Annotated in this window: 20 protein-coding genes; 11 read left to right on the plus strand and 9 right to left on the minus strand. The window is 69.1% G+C overall.

Annotated features, from left to right (window positions below; all coding sequences use genetic code 11):
• Positions 1 to 68 precede the first annotated feature (68 nt).
• Complete coding sequence (locus AC0VY3_RS18020) at positions 69 to 380, plus strand: MoaF-related domain-containing protein (protein ID WP_103512646.1); 312 nt, start codon at positions 69 to 71, stop codon at positions 378 to 380.
• Positions 381 to 464: 84 nt separating this feature from the next.
• Here AC0VY3_RS18020 and AC0VY3_RS18025 read toward each other — a convergent pair whose 3' ends face one another.
• The 6 genes from AC0VY3_RS18025 to AC0VY3_RS18050 all read right to left on the minus strand — a co-directional run bounded on the left by AC0VY3_RS18025 (position 465) and on the right by AC0VY3_RS18050 (position 4,327).
• A complete protein-coding gene (locus AC0VY3_RS18025) occupies positions 465 to 719 on the minus strand; it encodes a hypothetical protein (RefSeq protein WP_258047425.1) in 255 nt (84 codons plus the stop codon).
• 17 nt (positions 720 to 736) lie between these two features.
• Entirely contained in the window at positions 737 to 949 is a 213-nt protein-coding gene (locus tag AC0VY3_RS18030) for a hypothetical protein (RefSeq protein WP_103512645.1), read from the minus strand.
• Positions 950 to 1,164: 215 nt separating this feature from the next.
• Positions 1,165 to 1,341, minus strand: coding sequence for a hypothetical protein (locus tag AC0VY3_RS18035; protein WP_475550029.1), 177 nt, complete (start codon positions 1,339 to 1,341; stop codon positions 1,165 to 1,167).
• 113 nt (positions 1,342 to 1,454) lie between these two features.
• On the minus strand, positions 1,455 to 2,411 hold the full coding sequence (locus AC0VY3_RS18040; RefSeq protein ID WP_103512644.1) for a DUF5996 family protein: 957 nt from the start codon (positions 2,409 to 2,411) through the stop codon (positions 1,455 to 1,457).
• Positions 2,412 to 2,446: 35 nt separating this feature from the next.
• Positions 2,447 to 3,172: a flavodoxin family protein gene (locus AC0VY3_RS18045; RefSeq protein ID WP_242738058.1), complete on the minus strand. Its 726-nt coding sequence runs from the start codon at positions 3,170 to 3,172 to the stop codon at positions 2,447 to 2,449.
• Positions 3,173 to 3,676: 504 nt separating this feature from the next.
• Complete coding sequence (locus AC0VY3_RS18050; RefSeq protein ID WP_146065971.1) at positions 3,677 to 4,327, minus strand: MarR family winged helix-turn-helix transcriptional regulator; 651 nt, start codon at positions 4,325 to 4,327, stop codon at positions 3,677 to 3,679.
• A gap of 304 nt (positions 4,328 to 4,631) precedes the next feature.
• Here AC0VY3_RS18050 and AC0VY3_RS18055 point away from each other — a divergent pair, with 304 nt between their 5' ends.
• From AC0VY3_RS18055 to AC0VY3_RS18065, 3 genes are all read left to right on the plus strand, one after another.
• Complete coding sequence (locus AC0VY3_RS18055; protein ID WP_030089380.1) at positions 4,632 to 4,994, plus strand: nuclear transport factor 2 family protein; 363 nt, start codon at positions 4,632 to 4,634, stop codon at positions 4,992 to 4,994.
• Between the two features lie 54 nt (positions 4,995 to 5,048).
• Positions 5,049 to 5,888, plus strand: coding sequence for an alpha/beta fold hydrolase (locus tag AC0VY3_RS18060; RefSeq protein ID WP_103512641.1), 840 nt, complete (start codon positions 5,049 to 5,051; stop codon positions 5,886 to 5,888).
• 312 nt (positions 5,889 to 6,200) lie between these two features.
• The gene (locus tag AC0VY3_RS18065; protein WP_475550030.1) at positions 6,201 to 7,994 is read left to right on the plus strand and encodes a carboxylesterase family protein; all 1,794 of its coding nucleotides are present in this window, start codon (positions 6,201 to 6,203) and stop codon (positions 7,992 to 7,994) included.
• Between the two features lie 57 nt (positions 7,995 to 8,051).
• On the opposite strand, the gene AC0VY3_RS18070 is transcribed toward AC0VY3_RS18065, so the two are convergent.
• On the minus strand, positions 8,052 to 9,038 hold the full coding sequence (locus AC0VY3_RS18070; RefSeq protein ID WP_103512640.1) for a pirin family protein: 987 nt from the start codon (positions 9,036 to 9,038) through the stop codon (positions 8,052 to 8,054).
• Between the two features lie 61 nt (positions 9,039 to 9,099).
• Here AC0VY3_RS18070 and AC0VY3_RS18075 point away from each other — a divergent pair, with 61 nt between their 5' ends.
• The 4 genes from AC0VY3_RS18075 (at position 9,100) to AC0VY3_RS18090 (ending at position 13,468) form a co-directional block, all read left to right on the plus strand.
• Entirely contained in the window at positions 9,100 to 9,576 is a 477-nt protein-coding gene (locus AC0VY3_RS18075) for a carboxymuconolactone decarboxylase family protein (RefSeq protein WP_475550031.1), read from the plus strand.
• Between the two features lie 322 nt (positions 9,577 to 9,898).
• The gene (locus AC0VY3_RS18080) at positions 9,899 to 11,638 is read left to right on the plus strand and encodes a pyruvate dehydrogenase (RefSeq protein ID WP_475550032.1); all 1,740 of its coding nucleotides are present in this window, start codon (positions 9,899 to 9,901) and stop codon (positions 11,636 to 11,638) included.
• 72 nt (positions 11,639 to 11,710) lie between these two features.
• Entirely contained in the window at positions 11,711 to 12,697 is a 987-nt protein-coding gene (locus tag AC0VY3_RS18085) for a pyridoxamine 5'-phosphate oxidase family protein (RefSeq protein ID WP_475550033.1), read from the plus strand.
• Between the two features lie 189 nt (positions 12,698 to 12,886).
• Positions 12,887 to 13,468: a TetR/AcrR family transcriptional regulator gene (locus AC0VY3_RS18090; protein ID WP_181011110.1), complete on the plus strand. Its 582-nt coding sequence runs from the start codon at positions 12,887 to 12,889 to the stop codon at positions 13,466 to 13,468.
• 111 nt (positions 13,469 to 13,579) lie between these two features.
• On the opposite strand, the gene AC0VY3_RS18095 is transcribed toward AC0VY3_RS18090, so the two are convergent.
• Positions 13,580 to 14,485: an NADP-dependent oxidoreductase gene (locus AC0VY3_RS18095; protein ID WP_103512635.1), complete on the minus strand. Its 906-nt coding sequence runs from the start codon at positions 14,483 to 14,485 to the stop codon at positions 13,580 to 13,582.
• A 120-nt stretch (positions 14,486 to 14,605) separates the two neighbouring features.
• Between AC0VY3_RS18095 and AC0VY3_RS18100 the strand changes: the two genes are divergently transcribed.
• The 3 genes from AC0VY3_RS18100 (at position 14,606) to AC0VY3_RS18110 (ending at position 17,020) form a co-directional block, all read left to right on the plus strand.
• A complete protein-coding gene (locus AC0VY3_RS18100; protein ID WP_103512634.1) occupies positions 14,606 to 15,058 on the plus strand; it encodes a MarR family winged helix-turn-helix transcriptional regulator in 453 nt (150 codons plus the stop codon).
• A gap of 406 nt (positions 15,059 to 15,464) precedes the next feature.
• The gene (locus AC0VY3_RS18105) at positions 15,465 to 15,986 is read left to right on the plus strand and encodes an MFS transporter (protein WP_475550034.1); all 522 of its coding nucleotides are present in this window, start codon (positions 15,465 to 15,467) and stop codon (positions 15,984 to 15,986) included.
• Positions 15,893 to 17,020, plus strand: a complete 1,128-nt coding sequence (locus tag AC0VY3_RS18110) for an MFS transporter (RefSeq protein WP_475550035.1) — start codon at positions 15,893 to 15,895, stop codon at positions 17,018 to 17,020. Before AC0VY3_RS18105 ends, AC0VY3_RS18110 begins: the two co-directional genes overlap by 94 nt.
• A gap of 68 nt (positions 17,021 to 17,088) precedes the next feature.
• Here the strand turns inward: AC0VY3_RS18110 and AC0VY3_RS18115 are convergent, their stop codons facing one another.
• Complete coding sequence (locus tag AC0VY3_RS18115; protein ID WP_475550036.1) at positions 17,089 to 18,027, minus strand: zinc-binding dehydrogenase; 939 nt, start codon at positions 18,025 to 18,027, stop codon at positions 17,089 to 17,091.
• Positions 18,028 to 18,048 lie beyond the last annotated feature (21 nt).

Below are 18,048 nucleotides of genomic sequence, written 5' to 3' on the forward strand. Positions count from 1 at the left end.
CCACCCACCGCCATCCGAATGTTCACCTCGCCAGTCGGATCCCCCGGCACCCAAGAGAAGGAAACGCCATGACCCATCCGTTGGTCGGCAAGAGCTACAGGTTCGAACTGGGGCCGCTCAAGGTGAACTTCACGTTCGACTCGCCTTCCCAGGGCAGTTTCGTCGTTGAGCAGGGTGGAGGGCTCGCACCCGACGGCCACGCCGAGACCGTCGAGCTGGATCTCAAGGAAATCCGCGAGGGTCTGTACCTCAATTCCTGGACCGAGGCCAGTGGCGCCACCGTGACGCATGTGGAGGACTTCGCGAACGCCACGGTGTACTCCAACGTCACCGTCGACGGCACCCTCTACAACTTCGTCGGGACCATCAAGGAGGCATGATCACCTCACCGCCGCTGCTCGTCATCGGCGAGCAGGGGTGGTGAGGCCGCTGCTGAGCGGCCCGAGCCTCCTGGCCCTCGCCGCTCACCCGCCCTCCCCCAGCGACACCGGCGCCGTCGGCCCGGAGGCGTCCGGCTCACCGAGCTCCGCGTCCCGGGAGCCCTCCATGGGGGTCAGGCGTCCGTTCAGGCTGGAGACGACCGTCATGTCGTCCTCCAGGGACAGCATGGCGGCCATCGTGAACAGGACGGAGTGTCCGTCGTCGGTGAGCGGCCGCGCGTCCGGCTCGGCCCCGCCCCCGTCGCTCATACCGGCCGGCTCGCGCTCGAGCGCTTTCACCGTGAGGTTCCTTCCCATCACTTCGCGCGGATCGTGTCCGCACCGCAGTCGTTCCTCGGCCACCGCGAGCCGTGCTTCCGTGCCCTTTGCTCGCCCACCGCGGCCGGAAAGGCCGCCCCGATGGGCTTCGCGACCCGGTACACGCGGGCGAAGAACCGTATCGGCACCACCATGGCGCGCGGCACGGCGAAGGGAGCCGGGGCGATCAGCAGGGCCGCCTGCCGGCCCACGGCCTCGTACGCGGTGATGCCCGGCGAGCCGGTCGGCCATGTCCTCGGCCCGGCCAGCAGAGCATCGTGCGTGGCGAGCAGAGCCTCGCGGCTTCGTCGCGGAGGTCGCGATCCAACTCCCGGTCTTCATCGCGTCCTTCGGCGTATTGGCCGATTTCCGGTTCCTCGAGGAACAGCGCATCGGCGTCGCCGAGGAGCACCCGGGCCGGCTCCCGTCAGCGCGCCCGGAGCTCTTGGTGGAGCTCGGCGGTCGAGCTCCTGCCCGCCCTGTCCGTACCGAGCAGGGCGCGCAGTCGGCCGCGTGCGGCCGGGAAGGAGACACTGCGAACGGCCTCGCACCCACCGGCGAACATGCGCCGCGCCTTCCCGGCCTCCATCACGTTCTGAGTCATGAGTCCAGGATCGCCCTGCTCATGCCCGTGCGGCAGGGCGAGCTGTCACGCCTCGCGGTGACAGCTGTCATCGCCACGCATGACAAATGTCAGCAGCCGGAGCTTGCGACGGGCTACTTGGGCGACCAGCGGGGCGTGGAGGTTCCGTCCCACCGGAAGGGGTCGTCTTCCAACGCGGCGCGGTCCCACTCCCCGAGCACCGCGGCGGCCTCGTAGGTGGTGTGCAGGAACTCGGCGACCGCACGGTCGGGGTCGGGCGCGGAGCGGACGGCCTCGTAGGGCAGCAGGAACTGCTTGAACTCGGGGCTGAAGTAGGCGCTTTCGGGACCGACCTGCCGATCGGCGAACCCTTCGGGTTCGGGGTAGGCGTACGCGTAGAAGGCTCCTTCCTCGCCGCCGCCGGGCCAGAATCCGCAGCTGGAAAGCTCCCGGGAGTAGCCCTCGACCATGACCCAGTCCCCGCAGTTGGGTGCGCCGCCGGGGTGTGGAGGAGCCACCCTCCCGGAGAAGCGGGTGCAGGCGAGATCCATCGCTCCCCAGAAGAAGTGCACCGGGCTGACCTTGCCCACGAAGTGCGACCGGAACTCTCCCATGACCCGGTTCGCCTGCAGCAGTTGTCGCCAGAACAGGGTCGCCGCCTCACCGTCGTAGGAGGCGTGGTCGTGGTCCTCGGCGAAGGGGATCGCCGGCTCGACCTCGTTGGGGTGCGGATGGATCGGGGCCTCGATCCCGAGCGCGTCGAGCGTGTGCCGGACCTGGGCGTAGAACTCGGCCACCGCCATGGGCCGGAGCGGAAAGCCGCGCACACCGCCGTCGCTGCTGCGGACTTCGAGCCGGTGACCGACGAAGTCGAATTCGATCTCGAACGCCCCGGAGCGGTACGGGATGGTCGATGTCGTCAGCCCGCGGGGGCTGACGTACAAGGTCACCTGCCACCAGTGGTTGACCAGTGGTGCGTGGGCCATGCGGATCTTGCCCACGATCTGGGTCCACATGTGCAGGGTGTCGCGGGTCGCGGTCCAGTCGGAGACTCTCAGGCTCGGCCAGTTCGTGGCAGCCGGTGCGGTCATCGCAGCTCACATCCTCGGTAGCGCCTGCAAGCGGGTCAGCGGTATTCGGGGTTGGCGTAGTCGGGGCGGCAGCCGGCGTCCCAGGCCGAGCGCTGGTTGCCGTAGGCAGGAAAGCCACCGGTGTCACGGATCATCGACGCGAGGTGGAGGAGGTTGTACGTCATGAACGAGATGTTCCGGTTGGCGAAGTCGTTCTCGGGCCCGCCGGATCCCTCGTCGAGGTAGGAGGGGCCCGGGCCGACCTCGCCGAGCCAGCCGGCGTCGGCCTGGGGCGGGACGGCGAAGCCGATGTGCTGCAGGCTGTAGAGGACGCTCATGGCGCAGTGCTTGAGGCCGTCCTCGTTGCCGGTGATCAGGCAGCCGCCGACACGTCCGTAGTAGGCGTACTGCCCCTGCTCGTTGAGCACGCCGGAGTAGCCGTAGAGCCGTTCGATCACGCGGCGGGTCACCGAGCTGTTGTCTCCGAGCCAGATCGATCCGCCGATGACGAGGATGTCGGCGGCGAGGATCCGCTGAAGGAGCGCGGGCCACTCGTCGGTGTCCCAGCCGTGTTCGGTCATGTCCGGGCGGACACCGGTGGCGATGTCGTGGTCGACGGCGCGGATCTGGTCCACGCTGACTCCGTTCGCCTCCATGATGGCCACGCTGCGGTCGATCACACCCTGGGTGTGGCTGCGCTCGGGAGAGCGTTTCAGGGTGCAGTTGATGTACATCGCGCTCAGCCCGCTGAAGTCGGGCTTTTCGATCACGGGAGCGTTCATCGAGGTGGTCCTTCCGGGTATTCGGTGCTGTCGGCCCCCGAGAGCCGACTTCTTCGTGTCCGGCCTTGTTCGTATCCGGCACGGCAGCCTGATAGCAGGCAGTGCGCGAGGACTGCGACTCCTACTCCGCTTCCAGGGTCTCCGCACAGGAAAAGAAAAGCCTTCCGGAAGGCGGGTCCGGAGGCGTCTTGACGATGTGCCACAACTCGTTCCGGAATTGACCGACGTCGTGGCCCGAGATTCCCTGGATCCGGGCCTGCAAAACCCTGGGACGGCCCTGTTCACCCTCCACGCCGAACCGGACCCTGCCCCGTAACTTTGGGAAATGTGTCTCCCGTGTGCAGACAGGAGAAATTTTCGTCGTCGATTCCTGCGATCACCTCGCACGACTTGACCGACCATGCTCCCCTCGGGCGTCGACAGTGCGCCGAGTCCGGCCTCGGCTTCGCTGTTCATGGGACGGCTTGCGCATGCCGCCGTACACTAGCACCGACACTTGACGTGTCAACTAGATACCGGTCCGTGCCGGAAGGCCTGGCCACTCCTGTCGGCGTCCAGGTTGGCGATGATCTTCTCGGCGAGCGTGCGCAGTTGCGCGATCTCGGTCGCGGTGAGGCCCGAGAGCACGACATCGCGGGCGAAGACGTCCTGCAGTGGCAGCACTCGTTCCACGAGGTCGAGACCGCGTCGCGTGAGGACGGCCTGATAGGCGCGGCCCTTGTCGGGGGTGTCCTCGCGACGGAGCAGACCGGCCGCCTCCAGCGAGCGGAGTGCGTGGGAGAGCCGGCTCTTGTGAAACCGCAGGGCGCGACCCAGGCGGGTGAGTCCCATCGTGCACCGGTCCGCACCCGCGAGCAGCGCAAGAATCTTGAAGTGGCTGTGCGCGATGCCTGCGTCGCACTGCGTCTTCCGCTCCAGTTCGGCTTCGACCAGGTGCGCGAGAATCACCAACGACTGCCAGTTCTCCCGCTGCTCCCCTGCCGCCCGGGGCGTCGCGACGTCGCCGGATTCAGCCGAGGGAAGGAGTCGGTCCTGTCCGCCGGGCTGCGGCGACGCGAGATCGGACAATCGGTCCGCCACCTCCTCCGGCTCTCCCGGCTTGCCAAACAGCGAAGCCTTCGTATTATTGGGTCCATCAGTGAGTTGCGAGTTCAACTCACCTCTATGACTACCCTCGCAAGAGGAATCTAGTCGTGCCGCACGTCAGCTCTCCGGCAAGACGCTCGCGGCATACCCCGGCGCATTGCGGGTGAGGCCGGCCAACGAATCCGACACGCGAACGACGTTCACGGTGACCAGCGGCAGAATGTTGGCCTACGGTCCACACCGGAACGGTCGACGTCGAGATCGTGGGAATTCACCCGTAGGCCATTCTCGTTCTCCGGCATGACGCCGTATTCAGTCGTGGCCCTCGCCGGTCGGCTGTACCGGCCGACCGGAACCTTCAAGGAGTCCAGGTATGTCGAACAAGGAAACCCTGCTCACAGCCATGCGGGAGCTTTTCCACGACAAGGATGTGACCGCTCTGGACCGCTACTGGGCCGAGCCGTACATCCAGCACAGCCCCAACCTGCCCAACGGGCTGGACGGACTCCGCGCCGCGGTGCCGACGCTGGAGGGCTTCCGCTGGAATCCCGAGCGGGTGTTCGAGGACGGCGACTTCGTCATCGCGCACAGCCGGGTGAGCGGCTGGCATCCCGACGGTGACGCGGCGATCGTCGACATCTTCCGCTTCGAGAACGGCCGCGTCGTCGAGCACTGGGACGTCGTCCAGCCGTACGTCGAGGCGGACCGGACCGTCAGCGGCAATCCGATGGTCTGACGCGGGGACATCGTTCGGCCAGCACGTTCGTCCATCTCGGAAAGGGAGAAGAACATGGGGTACATCACCGTCGGCAGTGAGAACAGCACGCCGATCGAGCTGTACTACGAGGACCAGGGAACAGGTCAGCCCGTCGTGCTGATCCACGGGTATCCGTTGAACGGTCACAGCTGGGAGCGGCAGACCCGGGACCTGCTGGAGGCCGGATACCGCGTCATCACCTACGACCGTCGCGGCTTCGGCCGGTCGTCGAAGGCCGGTACGGGATACGACTACGACACGTTCGCCGCCGACCTGAACGCCCTGCTGGAAGATCTCGATCTCCGCGATGTCGTTCTCGTCGGCTTCTCGATGGGCACGGGCGAGCTTGCTCGCTACGTCTCGCGGTACGGGCACGAGCGAGTCGCGAAGCTGGCGTTCCTGGCCTCGCTGGAACCGTTCCTCGTCGCCCGCGACGACAACCCCGACGGGGTGCCGCAAGAGGTGTTCGACGGAATCGCGGAAGCGGCGAAGGGTGACCGGTACGCCTGGTACACCCAGTTCTTCGCCAACTTCTACAACCTCGACGAGAACCTCGGCAGCCGTATCACCCAGGAGGCCGTGACCGCGAGCTGGAACGTCGCGACGTCGAGCGCGCCCGTGGCGGCCTACGCGGTCGTTCCCGCCTGGATCGAGGACTTCCGCGCCGATGTCGAGGCGGTCCGCGACAGCGGTAAGCCGGCCCTCATCCTGCACGGAACGGCCGACCAGATCCTGCCCATCGACGCGACCGCCCGGCGTTTCCGCCGTGAGCTGCCCGAGGCGCAGTACGTGGAGGTCGAGGGCGCCCCGCACGGGCTGCTCTGGACGCATGCCGACGAGGTCAACGCGGCCCTTCGCGCCTTCCTCGGCTAGGGCCTGTCGACGGCCGCGACACCGGCTCCCTTCTCCTCGCCCCGCAGCGGCTGATCAGCCGCTGCGGGGCGAGGAGAAGCTTGTGTCGGCCGCGGGTCGGCGTCGGTGTCCTCAACACCGTGGCGCCGTTCCGGTGGAGCTGGAAGAACGAGTGCACCCGACGGGCGGACCGAAGGGAGTGAGACGAAGGAAGAGACAGTGGTGGGAACGCGAAAAGAGCGGCATACGACCGGCACCGCTCGGACCGCCCGCGAAGAATCGGCGCGCGGTCGGCGCGGTCAGCGCAGTCCGGGACGGTCTCCGTGGACGTGGGTGTCCTTCGCTCTTCTGACCGTTGTCGTCTCCGTGATCTCCTGGCTCAACCGGAGCCCGTGGTGGGGGTGGGCGCTCGTAGCCGCCGCCCTGGGGTCGCTCGTTCTCACCGTGCGCTGGTGGCTTCGAGGTCCCGCTCTGCTCAAGGCGGGGGCGTGGCTGCTGGCGGCGGTGTTCGTCTGCACCACGGCAGTCCTCGCCCATCCGTCGCCGCAGAACCGGGTGGCGGGAGGCGCCGATCCCCGGCCGTCCCGGATCGTGCCGACGCAAGAAGGGCCGGTCAGGGGCGTTCTCAACGATGAGCGCGATGTCGAGATCTTCGCCGGGGTTCCCTACGCCCGCCCCCCGGTCGGAGACCGACGCTGGCGTCCGCCGCAGCCCCCCGAACCACGTGCGGGGCTGCTCAGCGCCGACCGGTTCTCCGACGTTCCCGTTCAGCCGGCCTCCGCCTTCCTCACCCGGGCACTGTCGCAGATGGTGGAAGCTCCCTTGGAGAACACGCTCCTCAATCCCTATCCGGTGAGCGAGGACAGTCTTTACCTCAATATCTGGCGCAGCAGGAAGCCCGCCTCGGCGAAGCTCCCCGTGATCGTCTACATACCGGGCGGAGGATTCGCCACCGGCTCCGGCGCCCTTCCGCTGTACGACGGCGAGTCGCTGGCCTCCAGAGGCGAGACGATCGCCGTCACGATCAACTACCGGCTCGGGGTGCTCGGCTTCCTGTCGCACCCCGCGCTGGCCGAGGAGTCGGAGGCCGGTGCCTCGGGCAACTACGGCGTGCTCGACCAGATCGCCGCTCTGCGGTGGGTCCGTCAGAACATCGCGGCCTTCGGCGGCGACCCGGACCGGGTGACGATCGCGGGTCAGTCCGCCGGTGGCGAGAGCGTGTGCGTCCTCGGGGCGACACCGCGCGCGAAGGGTCTGGTCGACGGCATCATCGGCGGCGGTGGAGCCTGCATGGGGACGCGCGGGAACACCGAGCGGGGCGATCAGTACGACACCGGGCCGGCGGCCGAGGAGGCGGGGCGGCGCCTGAGCGAGAAGCTCGGGGGCGCCACCGTGGAAGAGATGCGCCGCATGCCCGTGGAACGGGTGGTGGACGCGGCCAAGTCGCTGAAGAGCCACTGGCGGCCGTCCGTCGACGGCCTGGTTCTGGACCGGACTCCCGCGGAGATATACGCCGCGGGCGATCAGCTGGATGTGCCCATGCTCGTCGGAAGCAACGCGGACGAGGCCTCCCTCGCCCTGCTGAGCCCCCCGGACGCCGACGTGGGCGACTACCGGGAAAAGGTGCGTCAGGAACACGGTGCGGACGCGGAGCTCTTCCTCCGCCTCTACCCCGGCGACACGGAGGCGCAGATGCTCGATTCCCTCCTCCGGGCCGAGACCGACAAGATCATGACCCGGGCCATGCGCCAGTGGGGGACCTTGCAGACGCGTACGGGGAAGGCGGACGTCTACTCCTACTACTTCGCGCACGTCCCTCCCGAAGCCGGTCTCCGGAAGTTCGGCGCCTATCACGGGGCGGAGGTGATGTACGCGTACGACAACCTCGGCAAGGACGGCCACGCCGCCTACGGGCGGCGCGACCACACCCTGCGTGACCAGATGAGCGGGTTCTGGATCAACTTCGCACGTACGGGAGATCCCAACGGGCCGGGGCTGCCGGCCTGGCCCACCCTGCGGGAGGAGGCCGAGAAGGTGATGAGGTTCGATGGCGGCAGCACCGTCGCCCCCCGGCCTCGCCCCGATGCCGTCGACTTCTGGATGCGCTACGACGGGCCTCTCGCGTAGCGCGTGCCGAGCCGGCGTCGGCCGCCCGCGGGAACACGACTCCCGCGGGCGGTGGCTTCAGGAGGTGGGCGGGTTACGGCGGGGCGCGAGCGTCGCGTTGGGCAGTTCCGGGGCCGGCAGCCGGTCACCGGCGTACCCCTCCACCGCGCCGAAGCGTTCGGACGCCTCCTCCCAGTCCTTGCGGGCCCGCACGATGTCGTCATGGCTGCGGCCGATGAAGTTCCACCACATGACGATCTCCTCCTCGAAAGGCGGACCGCCCAGCAGGATGACTCGGGCCCGGGCAGAAGATGTGTTGCGGACAGTCAGCGAACCGTTGCCCGGACGCAGGAATCCGAGCTGGGCAGGGCTCAGCGCCGTCCCGTTGAGCTCGATGTCTCCCTCGTCCACCAGGAGGCCGTGTTCGAACGTGGCGTCGACGCTCAGCGTGAGGGAGGCGCCGGCCTCGAGGATCAGCTCGGCGCCGAGCAGCGGCGTGAAGGTGTGCACCGGCGAGACCGCGTCCAGCAGGGAGCCGAGGAACACCCTGATCTCGGCGCCGTCCTTCCGGATCGGCGACGGCACGTACCGCTGAAAGTCCCTTTCCGCCTCGCGGTGTTCGTCCGGCAGCGCCACCCACAGCTGCACGCCGTGCAGGACGGTGGTGCGAGCGGTGGAGACCTCGGAATGGCAGATGCCGCGCCCCCCCGTCATCAGATTGATCTCGCCGGGGCGCACATAGGCGTGGCTGCCGAGACTGTCCCGGTGCTCCACCTCGCCGTCGAACAGCCAGGTGACCGTCTGCAGGCCGGTGTGGGGATGCGGCGGGAGGTCCATCCCGCCGCGCAGTGCGACGTCGTCGGGTCCGTAGTGATCGACGAAGCACCAGGCGCCCACGAAACTGCGGGCCCGCTGAGGAAGGGTGCGGCGCACGTTCATGGACCGCGGGCCGCCCAGGGGAACATCACGCGGTGTCAGGATCTCAACGCGGTGGAGGGCGGGTTCAGTCGCCTCCGGTACCCGCGTGCCGTGCCTGCCGACGGGTTCACGTTCGACGTTGCTCATGCTCAACTCTCCAGACGTATAGTTTATTATTCAACATTACTTCGATCGCAGGGAGCAGACCGTGACCATCACCTCGGCATCGAGCCGCGCCAAGAAGGTGTTCATCGACAAGTTCGACCCCGAAGTGTTCCGCGCTCTCGCACGGACCGCACAGGCCGCCGGGGCGGCGGCCGCCCGCGCAGGCCTGCCGGTCACCCTGGTGGAACTGGTCAACCTGCGCGTCTCCCAGATCAACGGGTGCGCCTACTGCCTGCGCGCCCACACCCGCGCGGCGCTCGAGGCCGGGGACAGCCCGCAGCGTCTCGGGCTGCTGGCGGCCTGGCGCGAGGCCGAGGTCTTCACCGCCGCGGAGCGCGCCGCGCTGACCCTGGCGGAGGAGACGACCAGCCTGAACGGATCCGCTCGGGGCGGCGCGGCCGCCGCGGCACGCGACGATCTCACCGACGAGCAGATCTCGGCCGTGCTCTGGGTCGCCATCAGCATCAACGCGTTCAACCGCGTGTCGATCATGAGCGGGCACCCGGTCAAGGAGGCCTGACACCGGAGCGGTCGACATCCCCCTCCGTGGAGACGAGCCGCAGTCCGCGGCATCTCCACGAGGGCGCCGACGCCCGTCAGTAGCGGCATCTCCGCGGCGGCCCGCTCGACACCTCCCGGCAACGCGAGGCTCGCACGCATCCGCACAGTGCATGCATCAACCCCCTTTCTCCATGCTCGTCGACGGCCCGGCCGATCCGGCCCCCGCCGCACCCCCTCTCCGGCACGGCGACGCCCGGGCACCTTGAAGTAGACGTATCAACTATATTGGCTGCCGATCGTCACACAACACAGGTGTGCAGTCCGAGGGGAGAAGTCCGGCGATGCGGAATCAGACCGTGGCCCAGCAGATGGTGGACGTCCTGCGCCAGGCGGGGGTTGAGCGGATCTACGGGGTGGTGGGCGACAGCCTCAATTCGGTGGTCGACGCGGTGCGCCGTACGGACGGCATCGAGTGGGTGCACGTACGGAACGAGGAGGCGGCCGCGTTCGCCGCGGCGGCGGAGGCACAGCTGACCGGCAGACTCGCGGTGTGCGCCGGAAGCTGCGGCCCCGGAAATACGCACCTGATCCAGGGCCTGTACGACGCGCACCGTTCCGGTGCACCCGTCCTCGCCATCGCCTCGCACATCCCGTCCCACCAGATCGGCACCGGCTTCTTCCAGGAGACCCACCCGGAAAGGCTGTTCACCGATTGCAGCGACTACTGCGAGATGATCAGCACGCCCGGGCAGATGCCGCGGGTTCTGCGGATCGCCATGCAGCGCGCTCTGGGCAACAGCGGGGTGTCGGTCCTGGTGATACCCGGCGATGTCGCACACGACAAGGCCGTCAACCCGACGGGTGCCGGTCACCTGGTCACCGAACGCGGCCGGGTCGTCGCCCCGGCCGCACAGGTGCAGAAGCTGGCCGACAAGCTCAACGCGGCACGGAAGGTGATGCTCTTCTGCGGCGCGGGAGTGCGGGACGCCCACGCCGAGGTCATGACGCTAGCCGAGAAGGCAGCCGCCCCCGTCGGGCACAGCTTGCGGGGCAAGGAGTGGATCCAGTTCGACAACGCCTACGACATCGGCATGAGCGGCCTGCTCGGCTACGGCGCCTGCTTCGACGCGATGCACGAGGCCGACCTGGTGGTCCTGCTCGGTACCGACTTCCCGTACAACGACTTCCTGCCGCAAGCGCGAAGCGTGCAGATCGACCACGATGCCGGCCGCCTCGGCCGTCGCACCGTTCTGGAGCTCGGGGTCCACGGTGACGTACGGGAGACGCTGCGGGCCGCGCTCCCGTTGGTCGAGGCGAAGGAGGACCGCGGCTTTCTGCACCGGATGCTGCGCAAACACGCCCGCTCGCTGGAGGCGGTGGTCTCCCCGTACACCCACGACGTCGAGCGGCACACCCCCATCCACCCCGAGTACGCGGCCTCGGTTCTGGACGAACTCGCCGCCGAAGACGCGGTGTTCACTGTGGACACCGGCATGTCCAACGTGTGGGCAGCGCGCTATCTGACCCCCAACGGCCGGCGCCGGGTGATCGGTTCGTTCGTGCACGGCACGATGGCCAACGCTCTGCCGCACGCCATCGGCGCACAGTTCGCCGACCCCGGGCGCCAGGTGATCTCGATGTCGGGTGACGGTGGGCTGGGCATGCTGATGGGCGAACTGCTCACCGTGAAGCTGCACGATCTGCCGGTGAAGACGATCGTCTTCAACAACTCCTCGCTCGGCATGGTCAAGCTGGAGATGCTGGTGGAAGGGCTGCCCGAGCACGAGACCGACCACGAGCCGGTGGACTTCGCGGCCATCGCCCGCAGCGTGGGCATCGAGTCGATCCGCATCGAGCACCCCGGGGATGTCCCCGAAGGGCTCAAACGGGCGCTCGCCCACGACGGACCGTTCCTGGTCGACCTGGTGACCGACCCCAACGCGCTCTCCATACCGCCGCACATCTCGGCCGCCCAGATCAAGGGGTTCGCCTTCGCCGCGGGCCGGACGGTGCTCGACGGAGGCGTCGGCAAGATGCTCGACCTGGCTCGGGCGAATCTGCGCAACATCCCCCGCCCCTGAGCGGATCCGGCCTGCACCATCCGCATCAGGAAAGGTTTGATCGATGGAAGAGATACTGCGAGGGCTCGGCTCATGACCTCCACTCCCCTGCGCTGGTCCGACTCGGCGCACGAGGTGCTGTCAGGAGACCTGAACGTCGCGGTCGCCTACGTCACCCCGGCCGGTGGCGCCGTCGTCGTCAGCGTCTCCCCGCTCGGTCTCACCGACCGAACGGCGGGGCGGATCGGGTTCACGACCTCGCTCGGCTTCCCCAAGAAGCTGGAGCGCATCCTCCGCGACCCCCGTGTCGCGCTCGCCTACCACACGCGCGAACACGGATTCGCCCGCCCGGAGGACTACGTCCTCGCCCAGGGCGACGCCGTGGTGGACATGCGCCCTTCGACCCAGCGGCTGGACGATGTCCTGAAGGCGTCCGATCGCTTCTTCGGCCCGGGAAAGAGCGGCCGGGCCTGGGACTGGCTGCTGCACGAGTACCGACGAGCCCGGGTGTGCGTCGATGTCGACGTCAGGAGGACGGCCACCTGGCCCGACCTGGCCGCCTACGGGCCGCAAGAGGTCACCGGACCCGCCTGGCCGGACGCCCCCGCGGAACAGCGGGCGCCCGAGAACGGCACAGCACCTCGCGTCGACGTCGCCAAGCTCTCGCGGAAGATCACCCCCCTTCCGTACCGGCTGCTGGCCTACCGGGGAGCGGACGGGTACCCCGTCGTGGTGCCCGTCGAGATCGTCGGGCGCGACCACACCGGGTTCCGGCTGCTGTCACCTCCGGGTCTGCTTCCGCCCGGCGGGAGGCGCGCGGGCCTGCTCGCACACTCCTTCCGCCCGCAGAACGTCGGTCTGGCCATGATGACCTTCACCGGCTGGCTGACGGCCCGGAGCGAGACGGAAGCTCTCTACGCCCCCCACACCTCCACGGCGTTGGCCGCACCGGCGAACAGGACCGTCCAGGCTCTGGGCAACGGAATTCTGGCCAAGCACGGCGTATGGCGAGCCGGACGCGACGGCACCGGCGAGCGGCTGCGCAGGCTCGCCGACCAGCAAGGTCAGCAGAAGAGCTGAGGCCGCCAAGGAGAACCGGGGCCGGCGGAGGACGCCGCGCCCGGCGTCGGTGACGCTGCGGCCGTACGGGTGTCCATGACCGCGGATCCCCTCTCAGGACGCCCCCTCACACCCCGATCTACCGTCCTACCGTGTTGTAAAGTAGACCAATTGGTCAGTAGGCGACATCAGAACGGGCGGGTGGATCGGGTGACCGACGGGCGACAGACACGCAACGCCGAGCGCACACGGCGTGCGGTGCTCGATGCGGCCATCCAGGTGATCCTGGACAAGGGCGCCGCCGTGACCCTGGCTCAGGTGGCCGCGGCCGCCGGGGTGTCGAAGAGTGGTCTGATCCACCATTTCGGCAGCAGGGACCAGTTGGTGGTCGCTCTGGTGGAGGACACGCACGAACGCTTCCGGGAGACGGTCCGCAGCCACCTCGACCTGTCCGAGAACTACCCGGGAAAGATGCTCCGCGCATACGTTCGCGCGCTCTGCGCGGGGAGCGCCGAGGCCGCGACGGCCCGCGACTTCACGTCGGCACCGATGTGGGGCGGTCTCTACACGATCCCCGCGGTCGTTCCGGTCATGGAGGAGAACGCCGCGTGGTGGGACGAGCAGCTCGCCCTCGACGGGATCAGCCCCGAACGCATCCTGATCGTGCGGAGGGCCGCCGAGGGGATCGCCATGGCCGCCGTCTACGGAGAGCAGGACGAGAGCAGCATCTCGACCGCGCGCGACCTTCTGCTGGAGCTGGCCAGCGAGGGCACCTTCCGCACCCCTCTCTGAACCCCTGAGCAACGGCTCGGGCCCGGGAGTTCTCCCGGGCCCGAGCCGTCATGAGGAATGCCGTTGCGGTGGACGCGCACCGGCGCCATCGGCCGATGGCATCACCCGTCGTCAGAGGGTGACGACGAGCTTCCCCTGGACGTGACCGCCCTCGGCTTCCCGGTGCGCGTCCGCGATCCTGTCCAGCGGGTACGTCGCCTGTACGTAGGGGGTGTACGCGCCCCGGCCGCCCAGCGCGGCCCCCTCCGCCAGCACCGCCGCGTCGTTCTCGGCGTAGACATGCCGCACTCCGAGCTCCGCCGAGCGGACCGCGTCGGCAACCGTCACGACACGGTCCACGTGGCCGACGAGGGCGACGAGGTCGGCGAGCGATCCGGATGCCGCCAGATCGAGCGCCGCGTCCACTCCCCCGGGGGCGAGTTCGCGGACCCGGTCGGCCAGTCCGTCACCGTAGGCGGTGGGCACGGCGCCCAGCGTTCGCAGGTAGGCGTGCTTGGCCGGGCTCGACGTACCGATGACGGTGGCACCACGCGCCGCCGCCATCGCGACGGCGGCGCCGCCCACCCCGCCGGCGGCTCCCTCGATCAGCAGGGTGCGGCCGGAGAGGTCACCGAGCGCGTCGAGCGCCCGGCCCGCGGTGGCGACCGCGAGACCGGCTCCGGCAGCCTGTTCCAGGGTCCACGCTTCGGGCACCGCGGACCAGGCTGTCAGCACGGCGTACTCCGCGGACGCCCCGAAGATGCCGCCGAGGCCGAACACCTCGTCACCCGCGGTCACGCCCGAAACGCCCTCGCCGACCTCGTCCACCACTCCGGCGGCATCGCGACCGGGGATCGCCGGGAACTCGACGGGGAAGTACTCGCGGACCTCGCCCGAGCGGAGCTTCCAGTCGACGGGGTTGACGCCGGCCGCGGCCACCCGGATGCGTATCTCACCGGGACCGGCGTGCGGCTCCGGGACATCGTCGATGACGATCACATCGGCGGGGCCGTAGTCGTGGTAGCGGGCAGCACGCATGAAATCACTCCTGGATCCGAAAATTACTTACTGCGGAAATTAACTTACAGCGATTCCCTTTCCGCCGCAAATAACTGCGAGTTGCTTTCCAAGGCAAGTGTTGGTGCTAGGATCACGCACATGACAGCAGACGGCGAACTCATCCCGGCCGAGTCGGACACCTGGGACTCGATGCTGTCGGTGCTGCTCTGGCTTCCGGCGGCACTGGAGGCGCGCCTCAAGCGGGACGGCCTCTGCCACCACGAGTTCCTGATCCTGTGGTGCCTGACGGAGCACCGGGAGCGCACGCACACCATGAGTTCGCTCGCCGAGCTGTCCCGGGTCACCCCGTCACACCTGTCCCGCCTCGCGTCGCGACTGGAGAAGCACGGCTGGCTCACGCGCGAGCGGGACCCTTCCGACGCTCGCGTCACCATCGCCTCCGTGACCGAGGCGGGATCGGCGAAGTACGCCGAGACCGCGCCGGGCTACCACGCGACCCTGCGTGAACACCTCTTCGACCGACTGACCGAGGAGCAGGTCGCACAGCTCGGCGGAATCACGGCGACGGTCGCCCGGTCGCTGGCCCGATGAGGGTGACGATCCACACCGTCACGCCCTGACGGGCGACCCCGCCACCCCGCCCGGCCACTTCAGCTCTGCCACGATCACGACCCCCCTCACCGCACGCGACCGCGCGACGGCCGCGACGACCGCCCCCGGCGGCGACCTCGGCGGCCGCGGGCAGTAGCGGCCTGCCCGGACAGGGGCACCACTCCCGCGAGGATCGGGTCGGCGAGCCCCGTCCACCCCTCGCCGGCCAAGTGCATACAGGCACATCAGGCACCACCGAGAGCACCGCGCGAGTGCGCACGGTAACGCACGGCGACCATCCGCCGAACACGCGCACGGCACTACAGTTCGATACGCATAGCATTACCGACCAAATGGTCCGTAAGCTCGTGGGTAGCCCATCCCCGCCCTCGTATCAGGAGTGTTCATGTCTGGCCCCCCTCCCAAGGCCACGGCCAAGACCTGGACCGGTCTCGCCGTACTCGTCCTGCCCCTCTTGCTGATCACCATCGACGGCACCGTCCTGATCATGGCGCTGCCGGAGATCTCGGCCGACATGAGCCCCACGGGCACGCAGCAGCTGTGGATGATCGACACCTACTCACTCGTGCTCGCCGGTCTGCTCGTGGCGATGAGCTCCATGGGTGAACGGTTCGGACGGCGGCGGAACCTGCTCATCGGAGCCGTCCTCTTCGCGCTCGCCTCGGTGCTCGGCGCACTGGCGACAGAGCCCTGGATGCTGATCGCCGCCCGCGCCCTCCTGGGCGTCGGGGGCGCGATCATGATGCCCTCGACGCTGTCGCTGGCCCGCAACATGTTCCTGGACCGGCAGCAGCGCCGTTACGCGATGGCCGTATGGGCGGCGATGGCCTCGGTCGGCGGAGCCGCGGGGCCGATCTCGTCGGCGGCTGGATCATCGAGACGTTCAGCTGGCAGGCCGCGTTCCTGATGAACATCCCCGTCATGCTGCTTCTCCTCGTCCTCGGTCCGCTCCTGCTGCCCGAGAGCCGCAACCCCGATCTGCACAGGATCGACATCCCGAGCGTCGCGCTCTCCTTCGTCGGTCTGATCGGCGTGGTGTACAGCATCAAGACCCTCACCGGAGGCAAAGACGTCGGCCTCGGACTCACGGCCCTCGCCGTCGGCCTTCTGGCGATCACGCTGTTCGTCCGGAGGCAACTGCAGCTCCCCACGCCTCTCCTGGACGTCAGGCTGTTCAAGGTGCGGTACTTCCGCGGCGCCGTCATCACGGATCTGCTGGCCATCCTCGCGATGGCCGGAGCTCTGCTGGCGCTCACCCAGCACCTCCAGCTCGTCCTCGGGCTCAGCCCGCTCCGGACGTCCTTCTGGCTGATGCCCCAGGCGGTTCTCGCCGCCGGCGCCGCGTTCGTCGGGGCCGCCCTGGTCAAGCGTCATCCGCCCGCCCACGTCATCACCGGCGGGCTCCTGACGACGGCCACCGGGTTCGGGCTGACCGTCTTCCTGGCGCCGGCATCGCCCCCTCTTCTCGTCGCGACCATGCTGGGGCTGGTCTCGCTGGGCGCGGGCATTGCCCTGGCCCTGAGCAACGACATCATCATGAGTTCCGTGAGGCCCGAACGCGCCGGACAGGCCGCCGCGACATCCGAGACCGCGTACGAGGTGGGTACGACGCTCGGCACCGCGGTGCTGGGCGGGTTGCTCGTCTCCTGGTACACCAGGGTCTCCGCCGCCGGAACGGACGCGCTCGGTCTCCCGGCGGACCTGCTCGACCGGGCGTCCTCGACGCCGGCCGAAGCCCTGATCGTGGCCGGGGAAGTCGGCGGCGGCACGGGGAACCTCGTCCTCGCGGCCGCGAAGGAGGCGTTCACCGAGGCGGCCACGGTGACCGGTATCGCCGGCGCCGGGGTGATGGTCCTCGCCGCGATCTGGGCGCTGGTGACGCTGCGAGGCGTGTCCGCGAACCTGGATCTCGCCGAGGAGCACGAACGCCAGCTCCACTGATTCGGGTTCAGACGGGAGCGGGGCACTTGCGTCCCGGGCGGCGGGCGCCCCGCTCCCGCCTTGCGAGGTCACCGACCGCCCGGGACATCCAGTACGGCCTTGCCGTGGAGGCGGCGGGAGTTCAGCAGGTCAATGGCCTCGTCCGCGCGGCTCCAGTCGCCGCGCCAGCCGATGTGGGGCGTGAGCACCTTCTCCGCCATCAACCGGGCGAGGTGTTCCAGATCCGGGGCGGGTGCGGGGCCGTCCAGCGAGTGGAACGTGACGATCGCACGGCCGTGCCGGTCATCGCTGCCGAGAAAAGCACCCGGCGGGAAGGTGACGGGGCGCGAGGTGACGTCGCCGACGGCGACGAGCGTGCCGTGCGCCGCCAGCTTCGCGAAGGAGCGCACCAGTTGCTCGCCGCCGACCGTGTCCACGACGGCGTCCCACTCTCCGTCGGCGCGCTCGGGTCCGTGAACGATCTCGTCCGCGCCCAAGGCCCGGAGGGCGTCCCCGTGTTCGTCCGGATCGCCCGTGGACGCCGTGACCCGGGCACCCTGGGCGTGGGCGAGCCGCACCGCGAACCGCCCCACCCCGCCCGTCGCACCGGTGACCAGCACGCGCTTTCCGGACAGGGGCCCGCAACGGCGGAGAGCCCTGAGGGCGCTGAGGCCGGCGACGGGGAGCGTGCTGAGCGCACCGGGATCGGTGCCGGGCGGTACGGAACCCAGTGCCCCGGTGTCCACGGCACGGAGTTCGGCCCACCCGCCGTCCGCGCCGATGGTGAGCACCGGAGTGCCGACGGGCGGTCCGGACCCGTCGGCGGCGGCCACTTCCACCAGCCCGGCCGCGTCCCAGCCGAGAACGGTGCCTGGCGCCGCTGTCGCGATGCCGTGGCTCACCTCGCCGAAGTTGAGGGAGGTTGCGGCCACCCGTACCAACGCCTGGTGGGGCGCCGGCCGGGGTGGTTCCGCTTCACCGAGACGGATACCGCGGGGCGTTGAGCGATCGACGATCAGGGCTCGCACGGCGGAACAGACCTCCTCGGG

The sequence above is a fragment of the Streptomyces sp. iso_384 genome, assembly GCF_056172905.1.